The sequence below is a fragment of the Kitasatospora sp. NPDC093806 genome (assembly GCF_040683335.1).
Taxonomy (GTDB): domain Bacteria; phylum Actinomycetota; class Actinomycetes; order Streptomycetales; family Streptomycetaceae; genus Kitasatospora.
On record NZ_JBFBDO010000001.1, the window covers coordinates 298,885 to 320,357 of the forward strand.

Below are 21,473 nucleotides of genomic sequence, written 5' to 3' on the forward strand. Positions count from 1 at the left end.
GCCCGTGCTGCGGGCCCGGCACCGGCCGCCGAACCGACCGGACGCGTGCCCGGCCGCCCCGTGCGGCGGGCACCAGGACAGGGGAGCCGCCCATGTCGAAGCCCATCACCGACCACGCCACCACCGGCGGGCCGGCGCCCGCCGGACCGCTCGTCCTCACCGGGGACGAGGGGCTGGCCGAGCACCTGCTGCGGATCTGCGCGGCGGCCGGCACCGAACCGCGGCTGATCCGCGGCGGGTCCCCGCCGCGCGAGCTCTGGGAGGGCGCGCCGCTGGTCCTGGTCGGCGACGACCGGACCGGGCACTGCGCCGGGCTGCCCCGGCGCCCCGGGGTGCTGCTGCTCGGGCTGGACCTCGACGACGCCGGCGTCTGGGTCAGGGCCGTCCAACTCGGCGCGGAGCACGTGCTCTTCCTGCCCGACGCGGAGGCCTGGCTGCTCGACCGGATCGCCGACGCCGTCGAGGGGGTCGGTGCCCCGGCCCGCACCGTCGCCGTCCTCGGCGGCCGGGGCGGGGCGGGCGCCTCCACCCTGTCCTGCGCGCTCGCGGTCACCGCCGCGCGCCGGGGCCTGCGGACCGTCCTGGTCGACGGCGACCCGCTGGGCGGCGGGCTCGACATCCTGCTCGGCGGGGAGACGGCGGCCGGTCTGCGCTGGCCGGACCTCGCCGGGTCCCGGGGCCGGGTGAGCGGCGCCGAGCTGGCCCGGGCGCTGCCCGCGCTCAAGCGGCTCGGCACGCTGTCCTGCCTGTCCTGGGACCGCAGCGACACCCTGGCGGTGCCGCCCGAGGCGATGCGCAGCGTCCTCGCCGCCGCCCGCCGGCGCGGCGGCCTGGTGGTGGTTGACGTGCCCCGCCGGCTCGATCCGGCGGCCGGGCAGGCGCTGGAGCAGTCCGACACGGCGCTGCTGGTGGTGCCGGCCGAGCTGCGCGCGGTGGCGGCCGCCGACCGGGTGGCCGCGGCCGTCCGGATGCGGCTCGACGACGTGCGGGCGGTGGTGCGGCCGCCGGGGCCGTTCGGGCTCCCCGCGCACACGATCGCCAAGGGGTTGCGATTGCAGCTCGCCGGCGTGCTGGAGCCGGAACCGGGCCTGGCCGCCGACGTCGAGCGGGGCGTGCCGCCGGGCATCCGGGAGGACGGGCCGCTCGCCCGCTTCTGCGGGGCCTTCCTGGACGAGGTGCTGCCGCCCGTGCGGGCGGTCGAAGGGGGTGTCTACTGATGGTCCGTCTGCGCAGGACGAGCGGGACGGGGAGCGCGGGCGGCCCCGGCGGCCCGCGCGAGCACCGGGCGCTGCGGAGCGTTCCGGCGCTCGGGCTGCTCCCGGTGCCCGGTCAGCCGCCGGAGCCGCCGGCCTACGGGCGGACGGCCCGGGAGGAGCGGGCGGCGGCGCTGGTCGACGCCGTCCGGCTGCGGCTGGCCGAGTCCGGGGCGGCGCCGACCGCCGGGTCCGTGGCGACGGCGCTGCGGGCCGCCAGGCCGCCGCTCGGCGGCGGTGACGCCCTCGACACCGTGCGCTCGCTGTGCGCCGAACTGGTGGGTGCGGGCCCGCTGGACCGGCTGCTGGCGGCGCCCGACGTCACGGACGTCCTGGTCAACGGGCCGGACGAGATCTGGTTCGACCGGGGCGGCGGCCTGCGGCGGGCCACCGGCGTCCACTTCGCCGATCCGGAGGCGGTGCGGCGGCTGGCCCACCGGCTCGCCACGGCGGCCGGGCGGCGCCTCGACGACGCCCGGCCCTGGGTGGACGCCCGGCTGCCGGACGGCACCAGGTTGCACGCCGTCCTGCCGCCGATCGCGGCCGGCTGCACCCACATCTCGCTGCGGGTGTGCCGTTCCCGGCCGTTCACCCTCGACGAGCTGGTGACCGGTGGGGCGCTTCCGCCGAGGGGCGGCGAACTGCTCGCCGCCGTCCAGCGGGCCCGGCTCTCGCTGCTGGTCAGCGGGGGTACCGGGACGGGGAAGACCACGCTCCTGGCGGCGTTGCTCGGCCTGGTCGGGCCGGAGGAGCGGATCGTCGTCGCCGAGGACTCCGCCGAGCTGCGGCCGGACCACCCGCACGTGGTGCGGCTGCAGAGCCGCCCGCCCAACCAGGAGGGGCTGGGCGAGCTGACCCTGCGGGACCTGGTCCGCCAGGCGCTGCGGATGCGGCCCGACCGGCTGGTGATCGGGGAGGTGCGCGGGGCGGAGGTGGCGGACCTGCTGGCCGCCCTGAACACCGGCCACGAGGGCGGCACCGGCACCGTCCACGCCAACACGGCGGCCGACGTGCCGGTCCGGCTGGAGGCGCTCGGCTCGATGGCCGGGCTGGACCGGCCGGCCCTGCACAGCCAACTCCGGGCCGCGCTGGACCTGGTGGTGCACCTGGTTCGGGAGCCGGGCACCGGGCGGCGCCGGGTCGCCGAGATCCACACCCTGGGCGGCGACCGGCACGGGCTCGCCGTCACCACGCCCGCCGTGACCTTCACGGCGGACGGCGACACGGTGCCCGGCGCGGGCTGGGCGCGGCTGTCCCGGCTGCTCGCCGCCCGGGGCGTGGTGCTCACCGGCGGTCCGCCGTGACGGCGGGGTGGGCGGAGGCGGTGTTCGGGCTGCTGCTGGCCGGGTGTGTGGCGGGCGCGGTGCTGCTGCTCGGGGCGGGCGGCGGTCGGAGGAAGGGAGAGGGACGCGGTGGGTGCGGTGGGCCTGGCGGATGACCGGATGGCGTTGTTGTCGGTCACGGTGCTGTTCGGTGCCGCGGTGGCCGGGTGGTGCGGGTTCCAGCGGCAGTTGGCGGATGTCCGGCGGAGCGGCGCGGTGCTGGCCGAGCGCGACGGCGCCGAGGGTGGCAGGGGCGACGGCGGCGGTCGGTGTGCGGGGGCCGTGGCCGGGGTGCTGCGAGGTGCGGGCGGGCTCCTGTGGGCGGTTCGGCGCGCGCCCGAACTGCTGCTCCTGCCGGGTGGGTTGGTGGCCGGGTGGCTGACGGGCTCGCTCGTCCCCGTGCCGGCGGCGGTCGCGGCCGTCCTGCCGCTGCGGCGCCGGCGGTTGCGGCGCGCGGTGGCGGCCGAGGCCCGGCACCGGGCGGCGGCCGTGGTGGAGCTGTGCGCCGGGCTGGCGGGCGAGTTGCGCGGTGGGGCGACCCCCGAGCAGGCGCTGCACTTGGTGACCACACGGATCGCCGCCGACCGCGCGGCGCTGGAGCGGCTCGGCGTGGAGCCGGTCGCCCGGCTCGCGGCCGGCCGGTACGGGGCCGATGTACCCGCGGCGTTCCGGCTGCTGGCCGAACTGCCGGGCGGGAGCGGGGCGGCGGCGATCGCCGCCTGCTGGCAGGTCGCCGCCGACGGTGGCTCGGGTCTGGCGGTCGGGCTGGACGGGGTCGCCGAGGCCCTGCGGGTCGAGCGGTCGCTGGCGGAGGAGATCGCCGCCGAACTGGCGGCGCCGCGCACCACGGTCGCCGTACTGGCCGCCCTGCCGCTCGCCGGACTGCTGCTCGGCGCGGCACTCGGCGCCCGGCCGCTGGACGTCCTGCTGCACACGCCCGCCGGGCTGGCCTGCCTGGTGGCGGGCGCGGCCCTGGAAGGGCTCGGCCTCGCCTGGACGGCCCGGATCGTCCGGGCGGCCTCCGAGGGGGCCCTGGACGCTCCGCCCGAGGGCCGTACGCGGGCGGCGGCGGACGGTGGCGGCTCCGGCAACCCTGGTGGCCCTGGTGGCCCTGGTGGTGGCGGCGATCGGGGTGAAGCGGAGGAGGACTGGCGGTGCGGGCTCAGCCGGACCCGGGCGCGTGCCGGGCGGCCGAGCGGCGCGTTCCGGCGGGAGGTGCTGTCGGGGTGAGGCGGGTGGTGGCCCCGGCGGCTGCCGGGGGTGACGGGGGTGACGGGCGGCGCGGGGCGGCCCGGTGGGAGGTGAGCGGTGGTGGCCCCGGGACGGCCGGGGTGCTGGTCGGACGGACCGGGCGGCGCCCGGGCGGTGGCGAGGTCGACCCGGGGCCCTGCCCCGTCCCGGTCGAGGAGGTGAGGAACGGATGGCGGGGGTGACGGACTGGGTGGCGCTCGGGGCGGCCGCACCAGCCGGCACCTCGCTCCTCGGCGGGTGGTTCCGGCGGCGGGCCGGGCGCCGACGGGTGGCGGCCGCGCTCGGGTGGGGCGGTGCGTCGGCGCCGCGACGAACCGGCAACCGGCGACGGGGCGGTGCGCGGTCGGCGCTGCGGGCGAGCCCCGTGGCGGGGCGGGTCCGGCGGGCGGCGGCGGTGCTGGGCGCCGGGTTCGGCGCGGCGGCCTTCCTCGGCGGTCCGGGAGGCCTGCTGGCGGGCGGGTTGCTGGTGGCCGGACTCCACCGGTGGATGCCGCGGGCCAGGTCCCCGGCGGAGCGGCGGGCCGAGCTGGCGGAGGCCCGGCTGGTTCGACAACTTCCGCTCACCGCCGAGCTGTTGGCCGCCTGCCTCGGCTCGGCGGCCTCGCCGGCGGCGGCCGTCGCGGCGGTCGGCCGGAGCGTGGCCGCCCCGATGGGTCCCCGCTTGGTGGCGGCGGCGGCCGAACTCGCCCTGGGCGCACCGCCGGAGCTCTGCTGGCGCCGGCTGGGCGAGGAGCACCCGCCGCTGGCGCCACTGGCCCGCTGCCTGGTCCGGACGAGTCTGAGCGGCGCTCCGGCGGCGGGGGCGCTCACCGGCCTCGCGAACGCCCAACGGGCCGAAGCCGTCCGGGCGGCACACGCCCGCGTCCGCAGGGCCGGGGTGCTCGCGACGGCGCCGCTGGGGCTCTGCTTCCTGCCGGCCTTCGTCCTGGCCGGTGTCGTCCCGGTGGTCATCGGCCTCACCACCCGCTTCACGCAGGCGATGTGACGAATGACCAACGTCGAATTCGAAATCCCCATCAACGCAAGGTGCAAGGAGGAGAACCATGGGTGCAGTGATCAAGTCCACGGCCGTCCCGGTCCGGTCCGGGGGTGTGGTCCGGGCGTGGGGTCGGGCCTACGCCCGGACCCGGGCCCGAGGGCGGGTGGACGCCGGGATGACCACGGCGGAGTACGCGGTCGGCACGCTCGCGGCGTGCGCGCTGGCGGCCGCCCTGTACAAGGTGGCGACCAGCACGGCGACGATCACCGCGTTGACCGACGCCCTGGACCGGGCGCTCCATGCGACCTGACCGGTGCCGAACGCGGGCGCGGCTGCTGTGGCGACGGCGGTGCGGCGACGGCGGGTTCGTCACCGCCGAGACCGCCGTCGCGCTGCCGGCGCTGGTGCTGCTGGCGGCGATGCTGGTGTGGGCCGTGCTCGCGGCGGCCGCCCAGCTCCGGTGCGTGGACGCGGCACGGGTGGGCGCCAGGGCGGCCGCGCGCGGGGAGGCCGACGCCGCCGGGCTCGCCAGGGCGGCCGCGCCGCCGGGGGCGGTGGTCCTGGTCGATCCGGCGCCGGACACGGTCCGGGTCACCGTGGCGGCGCCGTACGCGATGCCGGGGCGGTTCGCGGAGGTCCTGGCGGTACGGCTGGGCGCGAGCGCCGTCGCCGCCCGCGAGGACACCCTGCGAGGGGCGGTCCGAGGCGCGGAGGGAGGTGCCGGGCCATGGCCGGACTGACGGATCGGGCCCCGGGCGCGGCGCACGATCGGCGTCATCGGCGCCGGCGGCGGTCGGTCGGGCGGCTGCGCGCGGGGCGGGCGGCGGCCGCGGGCGGACGCGGAGCCGACACCGGTTCGGCGACGGTCTGGCTGCTGGCCTGCGCGCTGCTCGGGTGCGTGGCGTTCACGGCCGCGCTCTCGGTGGGCGTGGCGGTCGGCGCCCGGCACCGGGCGGAGGCCGCCGCCGACCTGGCGGCGCTCGCGGCGGCCGACCGGCTGCTGCTGGACGCGGACGGCGGCTGCGCCCGGGCCGGTGCGGTGGCGGCGGCCCAGGGCGCCTCCGTCGTCTCCTGCACGGTGGACCGGGAGGCGGACGCCGTCGAGGTGGTGGCGGAGGTGCCGGTCGCCGGGTTGCCGGTCCGCCTGCCGGTCGGTCCGGCGACAGCTCGGGCGCGGGCCGGACCGGTCCGGGCGGCGGTCGCCCCGACGGACGAGGACGCCCGCGCCGCGCTGGGCGAGACCGGACCGGACCGGGAGGGCTCATGAGCCCTCGGGCACGCCTCCGTCCGCCGCTCCGGCTCCGTCCGCCGTCCCCTCCACGGCCCCGGGCGCCGTTCCCTCCACGGCTCCGTCCGCCGCTCCGGCCTCGGTCCCCTCCGTCGGCGGGGTGGCCGGGGGAGCGCCGGCGAGCAGGACGTCCAGCAGCCGGACGGCGGCCGCCTTGTCCAGCGGGTCGTTGCCGTTGCCGCACTTGGGTGACTGCACGCAGGACGGGCAGCCGCGCTCGCACTCGCAGGCGGCGATCGCCTCCCGGGTCGCGGTCAGCCACTGGACCGCCCGCTGGAAGCCGCGTTCGGCGAAGCCGGCCCCGCCGGGGTGGCCGTCGTAGACGAACACGGTCGGCAGGCCGGTGTCGGGGTGCAGCGGCACCGAGACGCCGCCGATGTCCCAGCGGTCGCAGGTGGCGAAGAGCGGGAGCAGGCCGATCGAGGCGTGTTCGGCGGCGTGGGCGGCACCGGGCAGCTGGTCGGGCGGGATGTCCGCGTCGAGCAGCTGGTCCTCGGTGACGGACCACCAGACGGCGCGGGTGCGCAGGGTGCGGGGCGGGAGGTCGAGCTTGCTCTCGCCCATGATCTCCCCGGTGGAGATCCGCTTCCGGAGGTAGCCGACCACCTGGTTGACCACCTCGACCGAACCGAAGCTGAGCCGGCCCTCGCCCCAGTCGACGGTGGTGTCGGTGGCGAGTACGGAGATGGAGGTGATGTCCCGGGCGGCGGTGGTGTACGGCGGGTCGGCGGGCTCGACCAGGGCGACCGAGTTGTCCAGGTCGAAGTCCCGGACCAGGTAGCTGCGGCCCCGGTGGAGGTGGACGGCCCCGGTGTGGACGGTGGTGTGGGCGGCGGAGGCGTCCACGGTGCCGAGCAGCCGGCCGGTCGGCGCCTCGACGATCTGCACCGGGTTCCCGCCGCTGCCCCGCAGGTCGACGGCGTCGGCGGCCCGTTCACGGCGGGTCCAGTACCAGGCGTCGCCGCGCCGGCGGAGCAGTCCGCGCCGTTCCAGCACCGGCAGCAGCGGGTCGGCGGAGGGGCCGAACAGTTCCAGGTCGGCGTCGGTGAGCGGGAGTTCGGCGGCGGCCGCGCACAGGTGCGGGGCGAGGACGTGCGGGTTGTCCGGGTCGAGGACGGTGGCCTCGACCGGGGTGGCGAACAGCGCCTCCGGGTGGTGCACCAGGTAGGTGTCCAGCGGGTCGTCCCGGGCGATCAGGACGGCGAGCGCGCCCTGGGCCTCGCGGCCGGCCCGGCCGGCCTGCTGCCAGAGCGAGGCCCGGGTGCCCGGGTAGCCGGCCATCAGGACGGCGTCGAGGCCGGAGACGTCGACGCCGAGTTCGAGGGCGGAGGTGGAGGCGAGGCCGAGCAGTCGGCCGGAGTGCAGGTCGCGTTCGAGTGCCCGGCGTTCGTCGGCGAGGTAGCCGCCGCGGTAGGCGGCGACCCGGTCGGCGAGCGGACGGCCGAGCTGGTCCTGGGCCTGCAGCGCGACCAGTTCGGCGGCGCGGCGGGAGCGGACGAAGACGACCGTCCGGGTCTGCCGTTCGACCAGGTCGGTGAGGAGGTGGGCGGCCTCGGCGGTGGCGGTCCGGCGGACCGGCGCCCCGTGCTCGCCGACGTTCTCGGTGAGCGGCGGCTCCCAGAGCCCGAAGACCATCGGGCCGCGGGGGGACGCGTCCTCGGTGACCGCCTCGGCCGGCAGGCCGGTGAGGCGGTGCGCGGTGACGGCCGGGTCGGCGGTGGTGGCGGAGGCGAGCAGGAAGACGGGTTCGGAGCCGTACCGGGCGCAGATCCGGCGCAGCCGGCGCAGCACCTGGGCGACGTGCGAGCCGAAGACGCCCCGGTAGCTGTGGCACTCGTCGACCACGACGTAGCGCAGGGTCTTGAGGAAGGAGGACCAGCGGGCGTGCGCGGGCAGGATGCCGCGGTGCAGCATGTCCGGATTGGTGAGCACGTACGAGGCGTACTGGCGGACCCACTCGCGTTCCTCGGGCGGGGTGTCGCCGTCGTACAGGGCGGCCCGGACGCGGGGCGGGGCGAGCTCGGCGGCCCGGCGGCGCTGGTCGGCGGCGAGGGCCTTGGTGGGTGCGAGGTAGAGGGCGGTGGCGCCGCGGCCGTTGCGAGCCTCGGTGCCGTCGAGCAGGTCGGAGAGGACCGGGGCCAGGTAGCCGAGGGACTTGCCCGAGGCGGTACCTGTGGCGATCACCACAGTATGGCCGGATTTGGCCAGATTCATCGCCTCCGCCTGGTGGGCCCAGGGCTGCCGGACGCCAAGGGCCTGGGCGGATGCGGTGATCTCGGGCCGGATCCAGTCGGGCCACGGCGCATAACGGGCGGGCCGGGCGGGAAGGTGCTCCGTATGGGTGAGCCGGTCCGACCGCCCACGGGTGGTGGACAGGGTCGTGAGCAGTGCCTCGGGCAGGCTGTGACGCGGCGGCATGAGGACCCAGTGTGTCACCGGCGTGACGGAGAATCGTCCTAAGCCATCGTGCGGGCATGGTCGCAGGTGGTTGAATGTGGCCGTGACGGCCGTACGGCCGGGGGTCGCAGCGCTGAGGCTTGCCACGCGTTGGCTGGGCGTGCCCGGGGTTCGCGACCATGCGGTGGCGGCCGTCCGGCCGAGGATCGCAATGACGTAGCAAGGCAAGGTGCTGGAGGTTCCGTGGACCTGTCCCTGTCGACCCGTAATGTCGGCGATCGCACGGTCGTCGAGGTTGGCGGCGAGATCGATGTGTACACCGCCCCGAAGCTGCGCGAGCAGCTGGTCGAGCTCGTCAACGACGGCAGCTACCACCTCGTCGTCGACATGGAGGGCGTGGACTTCCTCGACTCCACCGGCCTCGGTGTGCTGGTGGGTGGCCTGAAGCGGGTGCGCGCCCACGAGGGCTCGCTGCGACTGGTCTGCAACCAGGAGCGCATTCTCAAGATCTTCCGGATCACCGGCCTGACCAAGGTGTTCCCGATCCACAACTCGGTGGACGACGCGGTCAACGCGACCGACTGATCCGCCGACCCGACTGATCCGGCCGGGTCGGCCCTCGGTGGCCGGCCCGTCCGATCCCTACGCGTCCGGCAGCCGGGGCCCACCGGGCCCCGGGCCTGTCCGGCCGTCCCTGGGCCGGTGGACGCCGGCCCGCAGGGGCCGTACCTCCGGCCCCGGTCGGAGCACCCCGAGGGGGAGAGATGGCAACCGTCGAACTTCGATTCAGCGCGCTTCCCGAGCACGTCCGGACGGCCCGGCTGGTAGCCGCGGCAGTCGCCAGACGAGCCGGGGTCGACGAGTCGGTGCTCGACGAGGTGCGGCTCGCCGTCGGCGAGGCGTGCTCCCGCGCGGTCGGCCTGCACCAGCGCGGTGGCGTCACCGGCGCCGTGCGGGTCGCGCTGGTCGACCAGGAGAAGCGTTTCCTCATCGAGGTCGAGGACGAGGCCGGCCTCGACTCCGTGCCGACCGCCGACGCGGCCGACGGCGCCGACCCGGACGAGGACACCCTGGGCCTCGCCGTGCTCACCGGCCTGGTCGAGGACCTGGAGGTCACCAGCGGTGCCGGGGGCGGCCTGATCCGGATGAGCTGGCCGGTCTCGGTCGACGCGCTCGCGCTCTGAGCCCCGGAAAGCGCTCGGAAGTCTTCGGGAACCGGGGTCGAACGGCGGACGTGTAGGTTCGCAGTTCGACGACCGAAACCGAAAGGGCTTCTCCCGGTGAACAAGCGACTGCTGGCCGTACCCGTGCTCGGGGCGCTGCTCGCGTTCGGCGCCGTCGGCTGCGGCGACGACAACAGCAAGCAGCTGGAGTCCTGGGCGGCGAACGTCTGCGGCGCGGCCAAGGACCCGATCGCCCAGGCGCAGACCGCCCTGGCGGACACCGCCCAGGTGAAGACCGGAGAGGTCCCGGCCGACCTCCAGAAGCGCCTCTCGGCGGACATCGGCCGCCTGGCCAAGACCAACCAGGACATCGCCGCCGCGATCGACGCGGCCGGCGCGCCCAAGGTGGACGACGGCGCGACCCTGCAGAAGGACACCGTCGCCGAGCTCAACAAGGCCGCCGACGGGTACCTGGACGTCCAGAAGAAGGTGGACGCGCTCTCCACCGACGACCGGTCGAAGTTCGCGGACGGGCTGCGCAGCGTGTCCGACCAGGTGCGGCAGCTGGCCTCGCTCTCCACCCAGGCCCAGGGCAAGCTGCAGCGCGGCGAGCTCGGCGCGGCGATGGCCAAGCAGGAGGGCTGCAAGCCGGGTTCCGCGGCCGCCGCCCAGACCTCCGCCCCGGCGGACGGCTCGGCAGGCACCCCGACCGGCGGGGCCACGGACGGCGCGAGCCCGGCGGCGGGCGACCCCGCCGCGAGCCAGGCGCCCAGCGCACCGGCCTCCGCACCCTCGACGAGCTGACCGGCCACTACCGGCCACACCTGACGACACCCGCACCCCCTCGGCCAACCGGCCGAGGGGGTGGTCGGCGTTGTCCAGGGAGATGGGGTGGGGTGAGGGCGGGGCTGCCCGGGGGAGCGGGGTTGGGGGCTGAGGGGGTGCTGGCCGAGGGGGACCGGCGGGAGGGGCGGCCGGGTGGGGGAGACGGGGAGCGGGGGAGGTCCGGCGGGGGACAATGGCGGGGTGATCAGTAGCCCCGTTCTCGACCCGACCCGCCTCGCCAAGCTGCGCGAGGCGCTGCTCGCCGCCTCGTACACCGCCGACGGCTGCCTGGACCTGCTCGGGCCCACCGGGTACGCGGCGCTGGCCCGCAGCGAGGCGGTGCCGGCGCTGCGGGCGACCCGTGGCGGCAGCCCGCTGGAGACGCTGGTGCGGCTGTTCCTGCTGCAGCAGCCCGTGCCGTACCAGGCGGCGGCCGCCGCGCTGCCGGTCGAGGACTGCCTGGCCGACGGCTGGCTGCGTCCGGACGGCGATCTGGTGCGCGCCACCGTGGACGTCCGCCCGTACGCCAACGAGGTGGCCGGTCTGCCGAGTTCGGACGCCTGGGTGGTCTCCGACCTGGGCTGCGCGGTCGGCGGCGCGGGCGGGATCGGTTCCGGGGAGACCGCGCACGGGGTGGCCCGCAAGGACCTGGTGCTCGGGGTGGGCGGCGCGTCCACCACCCTGGCCAACATCACGGTGCGGCGGCCGGCCCGGTCGGTGCTGGACCTCGGTTCGGGCTCGGGCGTGCAGGCGCTGCACGCCGCCCGGCACGCCCAGCGGGTGACCGCCACCGACGTCAACGCGCGGGCGCTGCGCTTCACCGAGCTGACCCTGGCGCTGTCCGGTTTCGACAACGCGGAGACCGCCGCCGGCAGCCTCTTCGAGCCGGTGGGGGACCGCCGGTTCGACCTGATCGTCTCGAACCCGCCGTTCGTGATCTCGCCGGGCGGCCGGTTCACCTACCGGGACGGCGGGATGGCCGGGGACGACCTGTGCCGCAGCCTGGTCCGGTCCGCCGCCGCGCACCTGGAGCCGGGCGGCCACTGCCAGCTGCTGGCGAACTGGCAGCACGTCAGGGGCGAGGACTGGCACGACCGGCTGGCGGGCTGGGTGGCCGGCACCGGTCTGGACGCCTGGATCGTCCAGCGCGAGGTCCAGGACGTCGCCCAGTACGCCGAGCTGTGGCTGCGCGACGGCGGTGACCACCGCGGTCCGGGCGGCGACTACCAGGCCCGGTACGGGGAGTGGCTGGACGCCTTCGAGGCGGGCCGGGTCGAGGGCATCGGCTTCGGCTGGATCACCCTGCGGGCGAGCGGCGCCGAGCGGCCGACCGTCCGGGTGGAGGAGTGGCCGCACCCGGTGGAGCAGCCGCTCGGTCCGCACATCGAGGAGTGGTTCGACCGGCAGGACTTCCTGCGCACGCACGACGACGCGGGGCTGCTGGCGGCCCGGTACGTGCTGGCCGACGAGGTCGTCCAGGAGCAGGTGGGCACGCCCGGGGCGGAGGATCCGGAGCACGTGATCCTGCGTCACAACCGCGGCATGCGGCGGGCCACCAAGGTGGACACGGTGGGCGCCGGGTTCGTCGGGGTCTGCGACGGGACGCTGTCGGCCGGGGAAATCGTGGACGCGATCGCGCACCTGCTGGGCGAGGACCGGGTGGTGCTGCGGGACCGGGTGCCGGAGTCGCTGCGGCTGCTCACCGAGCAGGGGTTCATCCGGCCGGTGGTCTGAGGCCGGTTCCCCCGAGGGGCGCCCCCCAAGGTCGGTCGGCCCGGCCCCGGGGCGGCCGGTTCATCTCTCCGTTTCCCCCGGTTCGCCGACCGGTCGCCGAACGGCTGTCCCTCGTTGGCCCTCGACTGTGAGGCTCTGTCCACAGGCTGTGGACAGAGCTGGGGGCAGGGTGGAGACGACGACGGCGACGGTGGGCGGCGCGATACTCGCCCTCTTCGGCGGCGCGCTCCTGCTGTGGTGCGCCGTCGAAGTGCGCCTGCGCCACCGGGTGCGCCGTCGTGGCGTGCCGACGGTCGCCACCGTGGTCGCCGAGTCCGATCCGCGCGGTGAGCTCGACAGCGCGCCGCTGCTCTCCTACACGGCGGGCTCTTCGGCGGGCTCTTCAGCGGGTTCGTCGGCCGCGGAGGGCTGTGGACAGCTGGTGCTGACCCGCCCGCGCGGCCACACCCCCCTGCGCCGTCCGCCCGGGCTGCCGCCCGGCACCCCGGTCCGGATCTCCTACGACCCGCGCCGTCCCACCCTCGCGGTGCTGGCGGCGGTGGACGGGGGACCCGGGGCGGTCGTCGCCGACCTGTGGTGGGCGGGGCTCGGGCTCGGTTGCCTGGCCGCGGGGGCAGTCCTGCTGCTCGCCGCAGCCTCGCGCTGACCCGCCCCCGAGCGGCTGCCCGGGCCGCCGCCCGGCGGTCCGCCCGGTCCGCCCGGTCCGCCGTCGGACCGGCCCTGAGCAGGGATCACGCCCCTACCACCGGTCCGGCCCCGGCCGCACCGATATTCCGTTGACAGCTTTTGAAATCCGTCATTCCATCCTTCGAAACCCGCCGAAGCCCCCCTCCGCAGGGCGCGATGCGTGGTCGTCGGGTTACCGTTCGAGTGGCGTCGGTCGGCCTTGCCGGTGAAATTGCGGGATCCGTCCGTTTGACAAGGGTGGCCGGGGTACGGTCACACTCCGCTGGTGGGGTCGTCGTACAGCGGCAGCCCCGGGACGGTGGAGGGGTCGGGCGGAGCGCAGCCCGTGCTGCCCGCGCCGACCAGCTCACGTAACGACCGGGAGAGAAGAGCGAAGGTGTCCCCGAGCAGCGAGACCGCGCACGGACAGCGACTCGTCATTGTCGAGTCGCCGGCCAAGGCGAAGACGATCAAGGGCTACCTGGGCCCCGGCTACATCGTCGAGGCGAGCGTCGGGCACATCCGCGACCTGCCGAGCACGGCGGCCGAGGTCCCGGACAAGTACACCGGTGAGGTGCGCCGCCTCGGCGTCGACGTGGACCACGACTTCGCGCCCATCTACGTGGTGAACGCGGACAAGAAGTCCCAGGTCAGCAAGTTGAAGTCGCTGCTCGCGGAGTCCGACGAGCTCTTCCTCGCCACCGATGAGGACCGCGAGGGCGAGGCCATCGCGTGGCACCTCCAGCAGGTGCTCAAGCCCAAGGTGCCGGTGCACCGGATGGTGTTCCACGAGATCACCAAGGCCGCCATCCAGGAGGCGGTGGCCAACCCGCGCGAGCTGAACCAGCGTCTGGTCGACGCCCAGGAGACCCGCCGCATCCTCGACCGCCTGTACGGCTTCGAGGTGTCGCCGGTCCTGTGGAAGAAGGTCATGCCGAAGCTGTCGGCGGGCCGCGTGCAGTCGGTCGCGACCCGGCTGGTGGTCGAGCGCGAGCGCGAGCGGATGGCGTTCCGCTCGGCCTCGTACTGGGACCTGGTCGGCACCTTCGGCACCGGCCGCACCGCGGTGGCCGGCGCCGACCCGGAGAACTTCGGCGCCCGGCTGAGCAGCGTCGACGGCAAGCGGATCGCCAGCGGCCGCGACTTCGGCCAGGACGGCCGGCTCAAGGCCGGCAGCACCAACACCCTGCACCTGGACGAGCAGGCCGCCCGCCAGCTGGCCGCCGCCCTGGAGCAGACCGCGTTCTCGGTGCGCGGCGTCGAGTCCAAGCCGTACCGCCGCTCGCCGTACGCGCCGTTCCGCACCACCACGCTGCAGCAGGAGGCCAGCCGCAAGCTGGGCTTCGGCGCCAAGCGGACCATGCAGGTGGCCCAGAAGCTGTACGAGAACGGCTTCATCACCTATATGCGCACCGACTCCACCACGCTGTCGGACACCGCCATCTCCGCCGCCCGGGCGCAGGTCACCCAGCTGTACGGGGCCGACTACCTGCCGGACGCGCCGCGCACCTACGCGTCCAAGGTGAAGAACGCGCAGGAGGCGCACGAGGCCGTCCGCCCGTCCGGCGACCGGTTCCGCACCCCCGCCGAGACCGGCCTGAGCGGTGACGACTTCCGGCTCTACGAGCTGATCTGGATGCGTACCGTCGCCTCCCAGATGAAGGACGCGGTCGGCCAGTCGGTCACCGTCAAGGTCGGCGGCCGCTCGGCCGACGGCCGGGACGTCGAGTTCTCCGCCTCCGGCAAGATCATCACCTTCCACGGCTTCCTCAAGGCCTACGTCGAGGGCGCCGACGACCCGAACGCCGAGCTCGACGACCGCGAGCGCCGGCTGCCGCAGGTGAGCGAGGGCGACCCGCTGGCCGCCGAGCAGCTCACCCCCGAGGGCCACGCCACCAAGCCGCCGGCCCGCTACACCGAGGCCTCGCTGGTCAAGGAGCTGGAGGACCGGGAGATCGGCCGCCCCTCCACCTACGCCTCGATCATCGACACCATCATCAACCGCCGGTACGTCTTCAAGAAGGGGACGGCGCTGGTGCCGTCCTTCCTCTCCTTCGCCGTGGTCAACCTGCTGGAGAAGCACTTCGGCCGGCTGGTCGACTACGACTTCACCGCGAAGATGGAGGACGACCTCGACCGGATCGCGGCCGGCGAGGCCCAGTCCGTGCCGTGGCTGAAGCGCTTCTACTTCGGCGAGGACGCCGGCGAGGGCGCGGCCGCGGGCGGCGCCGCCGAGGCCGGCAACGGCGACGGCGACCACCTGGGCGGCCTGAAGGAACTGGTCACCGACCTCGGCGCGATCGACGCCCGGGAGATCAGCTCCTTCCGGATCAGCGACGACATCACCCTGCGGGTCGGCCGCTACGGCCCGTACGTGGAGCGCGCCTCCACCGTCGAGGGCGAGCCCGGCCAGCGCGCCGACATCCCCGACGAGCTGCCGCCGGACGAGCTGACCGTCGAACTCGCCGAGGAGCTGCTGGCCCGGCCCAGCGGAGACTACGAGCTCGGCCCGGACCCGGTCAGCGGCAACATGCTGGTCGCCAAGGACGGCCGATACGGCCCGTACGTCACCGAGATCCTGCCCGAGGGCACGCCGAAGACCGGCAAGAACGCCGTCAAGCCGCGCACCGCCTCGCTGCTCAAGACGATGGCGCTGGACACCGTCACCCTCGACGACGCCCTGAAGCTGCTCTCGCTGCCGCGCGTGGTCGGCGTCGACCCCGAGGGCGTGGAGATCACCGCGCAGAACGGCCGCTACGGCCCGTACCTCAAGCGCGGCACCGACTCCCGCTCGCTCACCAGCGAGGAGCAGATGTTCACGGTCACGCTGGAGGAGGCGCTGGCGATCTACGCCCAGCCCAAGCAGCGCGGCCGGGCCGCCGCCGCGCCGCCGCTCAAGGAGCTCGGCACCGACCCGGTCAGCGAGCGGCCGGTCGTGGTCAAGGACGGCCGGTTCGGCCCGTACGTGACCGACGGCGAGACCAACGCCACGCTCCGCAAGGACGACGCGGTCGAGACCATCACCCCCGAGCGCGGCTACGAGCTGCTCGCCGAGAAGCGGGCGCGCGGGCCGGTCAAGAAGACGGCGAAGAAGGCCCCGGCGAAGAAGACGGCCGCCAAGAAGACGACGACCGCCAAGAAGACCACCGCCACCAAGACGGCGGCGGCCAAGACGGCGGCCAAGAAGACCACCACCAAGGCGGCCGCCAAGAAGACGACCACGGCCAAGAAGAGCGCGGCGAGCAAGACCACCGCCACCGACGAGGGCTGACACCCGATCGGTCGCACCGGGCCCGCGTCCGCCCCGGCGGCGCGGGCCCGAACCGTTCCCGGCCGGCCCCCGCCCCGGGCCGGCCCGCCGGTCGACCGGCGTGTGCGGAGTCCGTCACAACCCGGCGACGGCGCCCGCCGGGAGCCGCGCTCCCCTCTTTTGCGCCATGCCCCGCCCGCTACGCTGACCGTATGACGAGCGAGGACCAGCCCACCCCCAGCGCCGCCGCGGACGGCAGAACCGGCCTTCCCGGCCTGCCCGAGGTCGCGCCCGCCGGAACCGCCGGCGAGCGGATCCGCGCCCTGCTGAGGCTGCGCCCCTACCGCCGGCTCTGGACCACCCAGCTGATCGGCGGCACCGCCGACCGGCTCAGCCTGCTGGTGCTGCTCGCGCTCACCGTGATCGCCGCCGCGCTCGGCGGCCGCTTCGGCGACCTGCCGCGCAGCCTCGCCTTCGCCGTCACCGCCGTCCTCGCGGCCCGGCTGGCCGCCACCGCGCTGGTCGGCGCCGCCCTGCTCGGCCCCGTCCACGGGCTGCTCACCGGAGTCCTCGACCGGCGCTGGGCGCTGTTCGGGGCGGACGTGCTGCGCGCCGTGCTGATCGGTGTCGCGCCGTGGTGGATCGTCTGGCTGGGCTCCGGCCCCGAGGCCGCCGGCGGGCGGTCCACCGGCGCGGCGACCTGGGTCCTGCTCGCCACCGTCTTCCTGACCGGTGCCGCCGAGCGGGTCTGGGCGATCGCCAAGGCCGCCGCCGTCCCCGGCCTGCTGCCGCCCGCGGACCCCTACGCCCCGGCCGCCGAGCGGCGCCCGTCCGCCGCCAACCTGGCCACCGTCCGCACCCTGGACCACCGCACCGGCTGGGCCACCGTCCCGCTCGCCGCCGCCGCGCTGGTCGCGCTCACCCTGGTCAACAACGTCTTCGCGGCCCTCGGCTCGGACTGGCTGCGCGCCCACCAGACCACCTTCGCCGCGCTCGGCGCCGCCGCCCTGTTCGCCGCCTCGGCCACCCGGGTGTACCTCCAGGAGCTGCCCGGCGGCCCCGTCCAGGCACCCCCGCACTCGCCGCTGCGCGGCCTGCGCGCCCCCACCGACGCCACCCCCGGCCCCGCCCTCGGCAAGGGCCGCACCGGCGCCGCCCCCTACTTCACCTTCGCGGTCGCCGCCGGGTACGCCACGATGGCCGGCGTCACCGCGCTCGCGCTGCTCACCGCCGCCGAGCACGGGGCCGGGCCGATCGGCTACGGCCTGCTGGTGCTCGCCGCCACCGGGGTTCCCGCGCTCGGGGTCCGGCTCACCCGGGCCACCCTGCCCGGGTTCTCCCGCCGCCGGCTGCTCGCGCTCGCCCTGCTCACCGAGGGCGTCGCGCTGATCCTGGCCGGGCTGGTCCTCGACTTCGTGCTGGTCCTGCTGCTCACCGTGCTCGCCGCGCTCGCCGCCGGGATCGTCATCGCCACCGGCCGCGCGCTGCTCGCCCAGGAGGTCGAGGAGCTCCGGCTGCCCACCGTCACCGAGCACCTGTACGCGGTGCTGCGGGTCGTGGTCGGTGCCGCGCTGCTCGGCGTTCCGCTGATCGCCGCCGCCTACGGGGACGTCGAGTACGGCAGCGTCGAACCCGGCTCCTTCACCTTCATCCACGGCGGGGCGGCCCTCGCGGTCGCCACCACCGGACTGCTCACCCTGGTCCTCGCCGCCGTCGTGCTGCTGCGCACCGACGACCGGCGCGGCACCGTGCCCTTCGGCCGCGACCTGGTCGACGCGGTCCGCGGCGGCACCGGCCCGACCCCGCTCCGGGGCGCCGGCACCGGCTTCTTCATCGCCCTGGAGGGCGGCGACGGCGCCGGCAAGTCCACCCAGGCCCAGGCGCTCGCCGAGTGGATCCGCGGCAAGGGCCACGAGGTCGTCCTGACCCGCGAACCCGGCGGCAGCCCGGTCGGGCAGCGGCTGCGCGCGCTCGTCCTGGACGTCGGCAACACCGGCCTCTCGCACCGCGCCGAAGCGCTGATCTACGCCGCCGACCGGGCCGAGCACGTCGAGAACGTGATCCGCCCGGCGCTCGCCCGCGGCGCCGTCGTCATCACCGACCGGTACATGGACTCGTCCATCGCCTACCAGGGCGCCGGCCGCGACCTGGCCGCCACCGAGGTCGCCCGGATCTCCCGCTGGGCCACCGGCGGGCTGCTGCCCGACCTCACCGTCGTCCTCGACGTCGACCCGACCCGGGCCCGGGAGCGCTTCACCGAGGCGCTCGACCGGCTGGAGTCCGAGCCGACCGAGTTCCACCAGCGGGTGCGGGCCGGTTTCCTCGCCCTGGCCGCCGCCGACCCGGCGCGCTACCTCGTCGTCGACGGGAGCAACCAGCCCGGCACCGTCACCACCGCCATCCGGCACCGGCTCGACCGCGAGCTGCCGCTCTCCGAGCAGGAGAAGGCCGCCCGCGCCGAGCAGGAGCGGCTCGCCCGCGAGGAGGCCGAGCGGCGCGCCGCCGAGGAGGCGCGCAAGCGGGCCGAGGAGGAGGCCGCCGAGCGCAAGCGCCAGGAGGTGCTGGCGCAGCTGCGGGCCGAGCAGGCGGAGCAGGAGCGGCTCGCCAAGGAGGAGGCCGAGCGGGTCGCCGCCGAGGCCGCGCGCAAGGCCGCCGAGGAGGCCCGGAAGCGGGCCGAGGAGGAAGCCCGCCGCCGCGCCGAGGAGGAGGCGAAGCGGCGTGCCGAGGAGGAGGCGCGGCTCGCGGCCGAGGCCGCCGAGCGCAAGCGGCTCGCCGAGGAGGCGGCCGCCCAGGCCGAGCTCCAGCGGCAGCGCGAGCTGGCGCGGGAGGAGCAGCGGCGCCGGGCGGAGGAGGCACTGCAGCGGGCCGAGGAGGCCCGGCTGGCGCAGGCCGCCGCGCTGGCGGCCGCTGCGGCGGCAGCCGCCGAGGCGGCGGAGCGGGCGGAGCGGAGCGGTTCGGCCGCTGCGGGCGCTGTTCCTCAGGCGGATGACGCGGCGACCACCGAGCTGCGGGCGGTGCGGGCCGAGGACGGCGAGGAGGCGACCCGGGAGATCTCCGAGCGGGACCGCCGCGCCGCCGTCCGGGCCGCCGGGGCCGCGGGGGTGGCCGATGTGACGACGACGGCGCCGCTGCCGGTGGTGCCGGAGGACGCGGGCCCGCGCGGTGCGGCCGTGGACGAGACGGCCGTGCTGCCCCGGATCCCGGCGGCGGACGCGGACCGGACGGCGGTGCTGCCGCGGATCGAGCCGGGTGCGGCCGGTGCTTCCGGTGCTTCCGGTGCGTCCGCCGCTTCCGACGGTCGGCTGCCGGCGGGGCTTTGGCGGGACGAGCGGCCCGGTGCCGCCCCCCGTCCGACGCCGCCCGCGGAGCGCCCGGTGGACAGCACGCGTGAGCTGCCGGTGATCGACCCGGAGCAGGAGCAGCCGCCCGCCGACGGCCGGCCGCGGCCGGACTGGGCGGAGGAGACCCCGCTCGACGACCTGCCGAGCCTCACCGACACCCTGCTCGGCTCGCGCGACGAGTGGGCCCGCTGGGGCCAGGGCGACCAGGGCGGCCAGGACGGCGCCGGAGCCCGCGGCGGCCAGGCGGGCCTGGACGCCCGGGACGGCTGGGAGGGTCGTGAGGGCCGCGAGGGCGGCGACGGTTCGGACCGTGGCCGGGACGACGGTGGCAAGGGCAAGGGCCGGCGCTGGGGGCGTCGGGGCTGATCGGCCTGATCGGCCTGACCGGCCTGACCGGTGGCGGCGCCGCTCGGGGTGATCCCGGGCGGCGCCGGGGCTCACCGGGGGCGGGTGTCCGGGGGCGCCGGGGGGTGTCGGGCCGGGCACGTATGCTCGACGGCGGGAACGGGAGGCGTACCCGGGGCGCCCGCGGACCTCCGGTCCCCACCGCCGTCGGCCCGTACCGGGGCGGAGTCCGTACCGAGCTTGGGAGCAGCAGTGGCCGTCTGGGACGACCTGGTGGGCCAGGAGCGGGTGGTCGAGCAGCTGACCGCCGCCGCCCGGGCGGCCGGGGCCACCGCCGCCGCCGGCCGCGGCGCCGCGCCGGAGCCCGGCGGCAACGCCTCGCTGATGACGCACGCCTGGCTGTTCACCGGCCCGCCCGGGGCCGGCCAGACCACCGCCGCCCGCGCCTTCGCCGCCGCCCTCCAGTGCACCAGCCCCGACCTCGCGCTCGGCGGCACGCCCGGCTGCGGCTTCTGCGACGGCTGCCACACCGTCCTCGCGGGCAGCCACGCCGACGTGAAGTACGTCCGCACCGACGGCCTGTCCATCGGCGTCGGCGACATGCGCGACCTGGTCATGCGGGCCTCCAGCTATCCGACCGGCGGCCGCTGGTCGGTGATCCTGGTCGACGCCGCGCACCGGCTCACCGAGGCCGCCGCGAACGCCCTGCTCAAGGGCGTGGAGGAGCCGTCCCCGCGCACCGTCTGGCTGCTCTGCGCGCCGTCCGTGCAGGACGTGCTGCCGACCATCCGCTCCCGCTGCCGCCTGCTGGTGCTGCGCACCCCGGCCGCCGAGGCGGTCGCCGACATGCTGGTCCAGCGCGACGGCGTCGAGCCCTCGACCGCCCGGATGGCCGCGCTGGCCGGCCAGGGGGACATCGAGCGGTCCCGCCGGCTGGCCGTCGACGAGCAGGCCCGGACCCGGCGCGCCGACGTGCTGCGGATCCCGCTGGAGGTCGCCGACATCGGCGGCTGCCTGGCCGCCGCCCAGCGCCTGGTCGACACCGCCAAGGCCGACGCCGAGGCGCTCGCCGAGACCCAGGACGCCAAGGAGACCGACGACCTCAAGGCCGCGTACGGCGCGGCGGAGGGCAGCAAGGCGCCGCGCGGCATGGCCGGGGCGGTCAAGGAACTGGAGAAGCGGCAGAAGAGCCGGGCCACCCGCACCCGCCGCGAGACCCTCGGCGTCGCCCTGCTGGACCTGCTCGGCTTCTACCGGGACGTGCTCGCGCTCCAGCTCGGCTCCGCCGGCGCGCTGGCCAACGAGGACCAGCGGACGGCGCTCGACCGGGTCGCCCAGGCCGGCCCGCCGGAGTCCACGCTGCGCCGGATCGAGGCGGTGCTCGCCTGCCGGCGGGCGCTGGACCGCAACGTCGACCCGCTGCTCGCGGTCGAGGCGATGACGGTCGCCCTGCGCGCGGGCTGAGCCCCCCGGCGCTCCGTCGGATGGGGCTTCCCGCCCCGGACGGTGTCCCACCTTCGAGTGAACGAGCGATACGCGCCGGGCACACCCGCGTGTGACACCCGGGTCGTCCCGCACGCTGGGGGCCGACTGTGCCCCGCCGCCGGGGCCGTCGCGTCCCGTACGGCGCCGGGCCCGACCGGTCGTCCGGCCCTCCTG

Annotated in this window: 16 protein-coding genes; 15 read left to right on the forward strand and 1 reads right to left on the reverse strand. The window is 76.4% G+C overall.

What is annotated here, in order from left to right; genetic code table 11:
• The first annotated feature begins 92 nt into the window (after positions 1–92).
• The 7 genes from ssd (at position 93) to AB0N76_RS01330 (ending at position 6,072) form a co-directional block, all read left to right on the forward strand.
• Positions 93–1,217 (forward strand): septum site-determining protein Ssd, encoded by a 1,125-nt coding sequence (ssd, locus tag AB0N76_RS01300; protein ID WP_363552162.1) that lies wholly within the window; start codon positions 93–95, stop codon positions 1,215–1,217.
• Entirely contained in the window at positions 1,217–2,557 is a 1,341-nt protein-coding gene (locus AB0N76_RS01305) for a TadA family conjugal transfer-associated ATPase (protein ID WP_363552160.1), read from the forward strand. The genes ssd and AB0N76_RS01305 overlap by 1 nt, the downstream gene beginning before the upstream one ends.
• Before the next feature lie 138 nt (positions 2,558–2,695).
• Positions 2,696–3,805 (forward strand): hypothetical protein, encoded by a 1,110-nt coding sequence (locus tag AB0N76_RS01310; RefSeq protein WP_363552158.1) that lies wholly within the window; start codon positions 2,696–2,698, stop codon positions 3,803–3,805.
• A 190-nt stretch (positions 3,806–3,995) separates the two neighbouring features.
• Complete coding sequence (locus tag AB0N76_RS01315; RefSeq protein ID WP_363552156.1) at positions 3,996–4,811, forward strand: type II secretion system F family protein; 816 nt, start codon at positions 3,996–3,998, stop codon at positions 4,809–4,811.
• 58 nt (positions 4,812–4,869) lie between these two features.
• Positions 4,870–5,115 (forward strand): DUF4244 domain-containing protein, encoded by a 246-nt coding sequence (locus tag AB0N76_RS01320; RefSeq protein WP_363552154.1) that lies wholly within the window; start codon positions 4,870–4,872, stop codon positions 5,113–5,115.
• Positions 5,105–5,545, forward strand: coding sequence for a TadE family type IV pilus minor pilin (locus AB0N76_RS01325; RefSeq protein WP_363552152.1), 441 nt, complete (start codon positions 5,105–5,107; stop codon positions 5,543–5,545). The genes AB0N76_RS01320 and AB0N76_RS01325 overlap by 11 nt, the downstream gene beginning before the upstream one ends.
• Positions 5,533–6,072, forward strand: coding sequence for an Rv3654c family TadE-like protein (locus AB0N76_RS01330; RefSeq protein ID WP_363552150.1), 540 nt, complete (start codon positions 5,533–5,535; stop codon positions 6,070–6,072). The genes AB0N76_RS01325 and AB0N76_RS01330 overlap by 13 nt, the downstream gene beginning before the upstream one ends.
• On the opposite strand, the gene AB0N76_RS01335 is transcribed toward AB0N76_RS01330, so the two are convergent.
• The gene (locus tag AB0N76_RS01335) at positions 6,067–8,511 is read right to left on the reverse strand and encodes a DEAD/DEAH box helicase (RefSeq protein ID WP_363552148.1); all 2,445 of its coding nucleotides are present in this window, start codon (positions 8,509–8,511) and stop codon (positions 6,067–6,069) included. The two genes, AB0N76_RS01330 and AB0N76_RS01335, sit on opposite strands and share 6 nt — an antisense overlap.
• A 222-nt stretch (positions 8,512–8,733) precedes the next feature.
• Between AB0N76_RS01335 and bldG the strand changes: the two genes are divergently transcribed.
• From bldG to AB0N76_RS01375, 8 genes are all read left to right on the forward strand, one after another.
• Positions 8,734–9,075 carry an anti-sigma factor antagonist BldG gene (bldG, locus tag AB0N76_RS01340; RefSeq protein ID WP_363552146.1) on the forward strand — a complete coding sequence of 114 codons (342 nt, stop codon included), beginning with the start codon at positions 8,734–8,736 and terminating at the stop codon, positions 9,073–9,075.
• A gap of 179 nt (positions 9,076–9,254) precedes the next feature.
• Positions 9,255–9,674 carry an ATP-binding protein gene (locus AB0N76_RS01345; protein WP_363552144.1) on the forward strand — a complete coding sequence of 140 codons (420 nt, stop codon included), beginning with the start codon at positions 9,255–9,257 and terminating at the stop codon, positions 9,672–9,674.
• A 96-nt stretch (positions 9,675–9,770) separates the two neighbouring features.
• Positions 9,771–10,457, forward strand: a complete 687-nt coding sequence (locus tag AB0N76_RS01350) for a small secreted protein (RefSeq protein ID WP_363552142.1) — start codon at positions 9,771–9,773, stop codon at positions 10,455–10,457.
• Between the two features lie 222 nt (positions 10,458–10,679).
• Positions 10,680–12,212, forward strand: a complete 1,533-nt coding sequence (locus tag AB0N76_RS01355; RefSeq protein WP_363552140.1) for a methyltransferase — start codon at positions 10,680–10,682, stop codon at positions 12,210–12,212.
• A 169-nt stretch (positions 12,213–12,381) separates the two neighbouring features.
• Positions 12,382–12,858, forward strand: a complete 477-nt coding sequence (locus AB0N76_RS01360) for a DUF3592 domain-containing protein (protein ID WP_363552138.1) — start codon at positions 12,382–12,384, stop codon at positions 12,856–12,858.
• A 417-nt stretch (positions 12,859–13,275) separates the two neighbouring features.
• The gene (topA, locus tag AB0N76_RS01365; RefSeq protein ID WP_363552136.1) at positions 13,276–16,149 is read left to right on the forward strand and encodes a type I DNA topoisomerase; all 2,874 of its coding nucleotides are present in this window, start codon (positions 13,276–13,278) and stop codon (positions 16,147–16,149) included.
• Between the two features lie 191 nt (positions 16,150–16,340).
• The gene (tmk, locus tag AB0N76_RS01370) at positions 16,341–19,835 is read left to right on the forward strand and encodes a dTMP kinase (RefSeq protein ID WP_363552134.1); all 3,495 of its coding nucleotides are present in this window, start codon (positions 16,341–16,343) and stop codon (positions 19,833–19,835) included.
• A 231-nt stretch (positions 19,836–20,066) separates the two neighbouring features.
• Positions 20,067–21,278, forward strand: a complete 1,212-nt coding sequence (locus AB0N76_RS01375) for a DNA polymerase III subunit delta' (protein WP_363552243.1) — start codon at positions 20,067–20,069, stop codon at positions 21,276–21,278.
• Positions 21,279–21,473 lie beyond the last annotated feature (195 nt).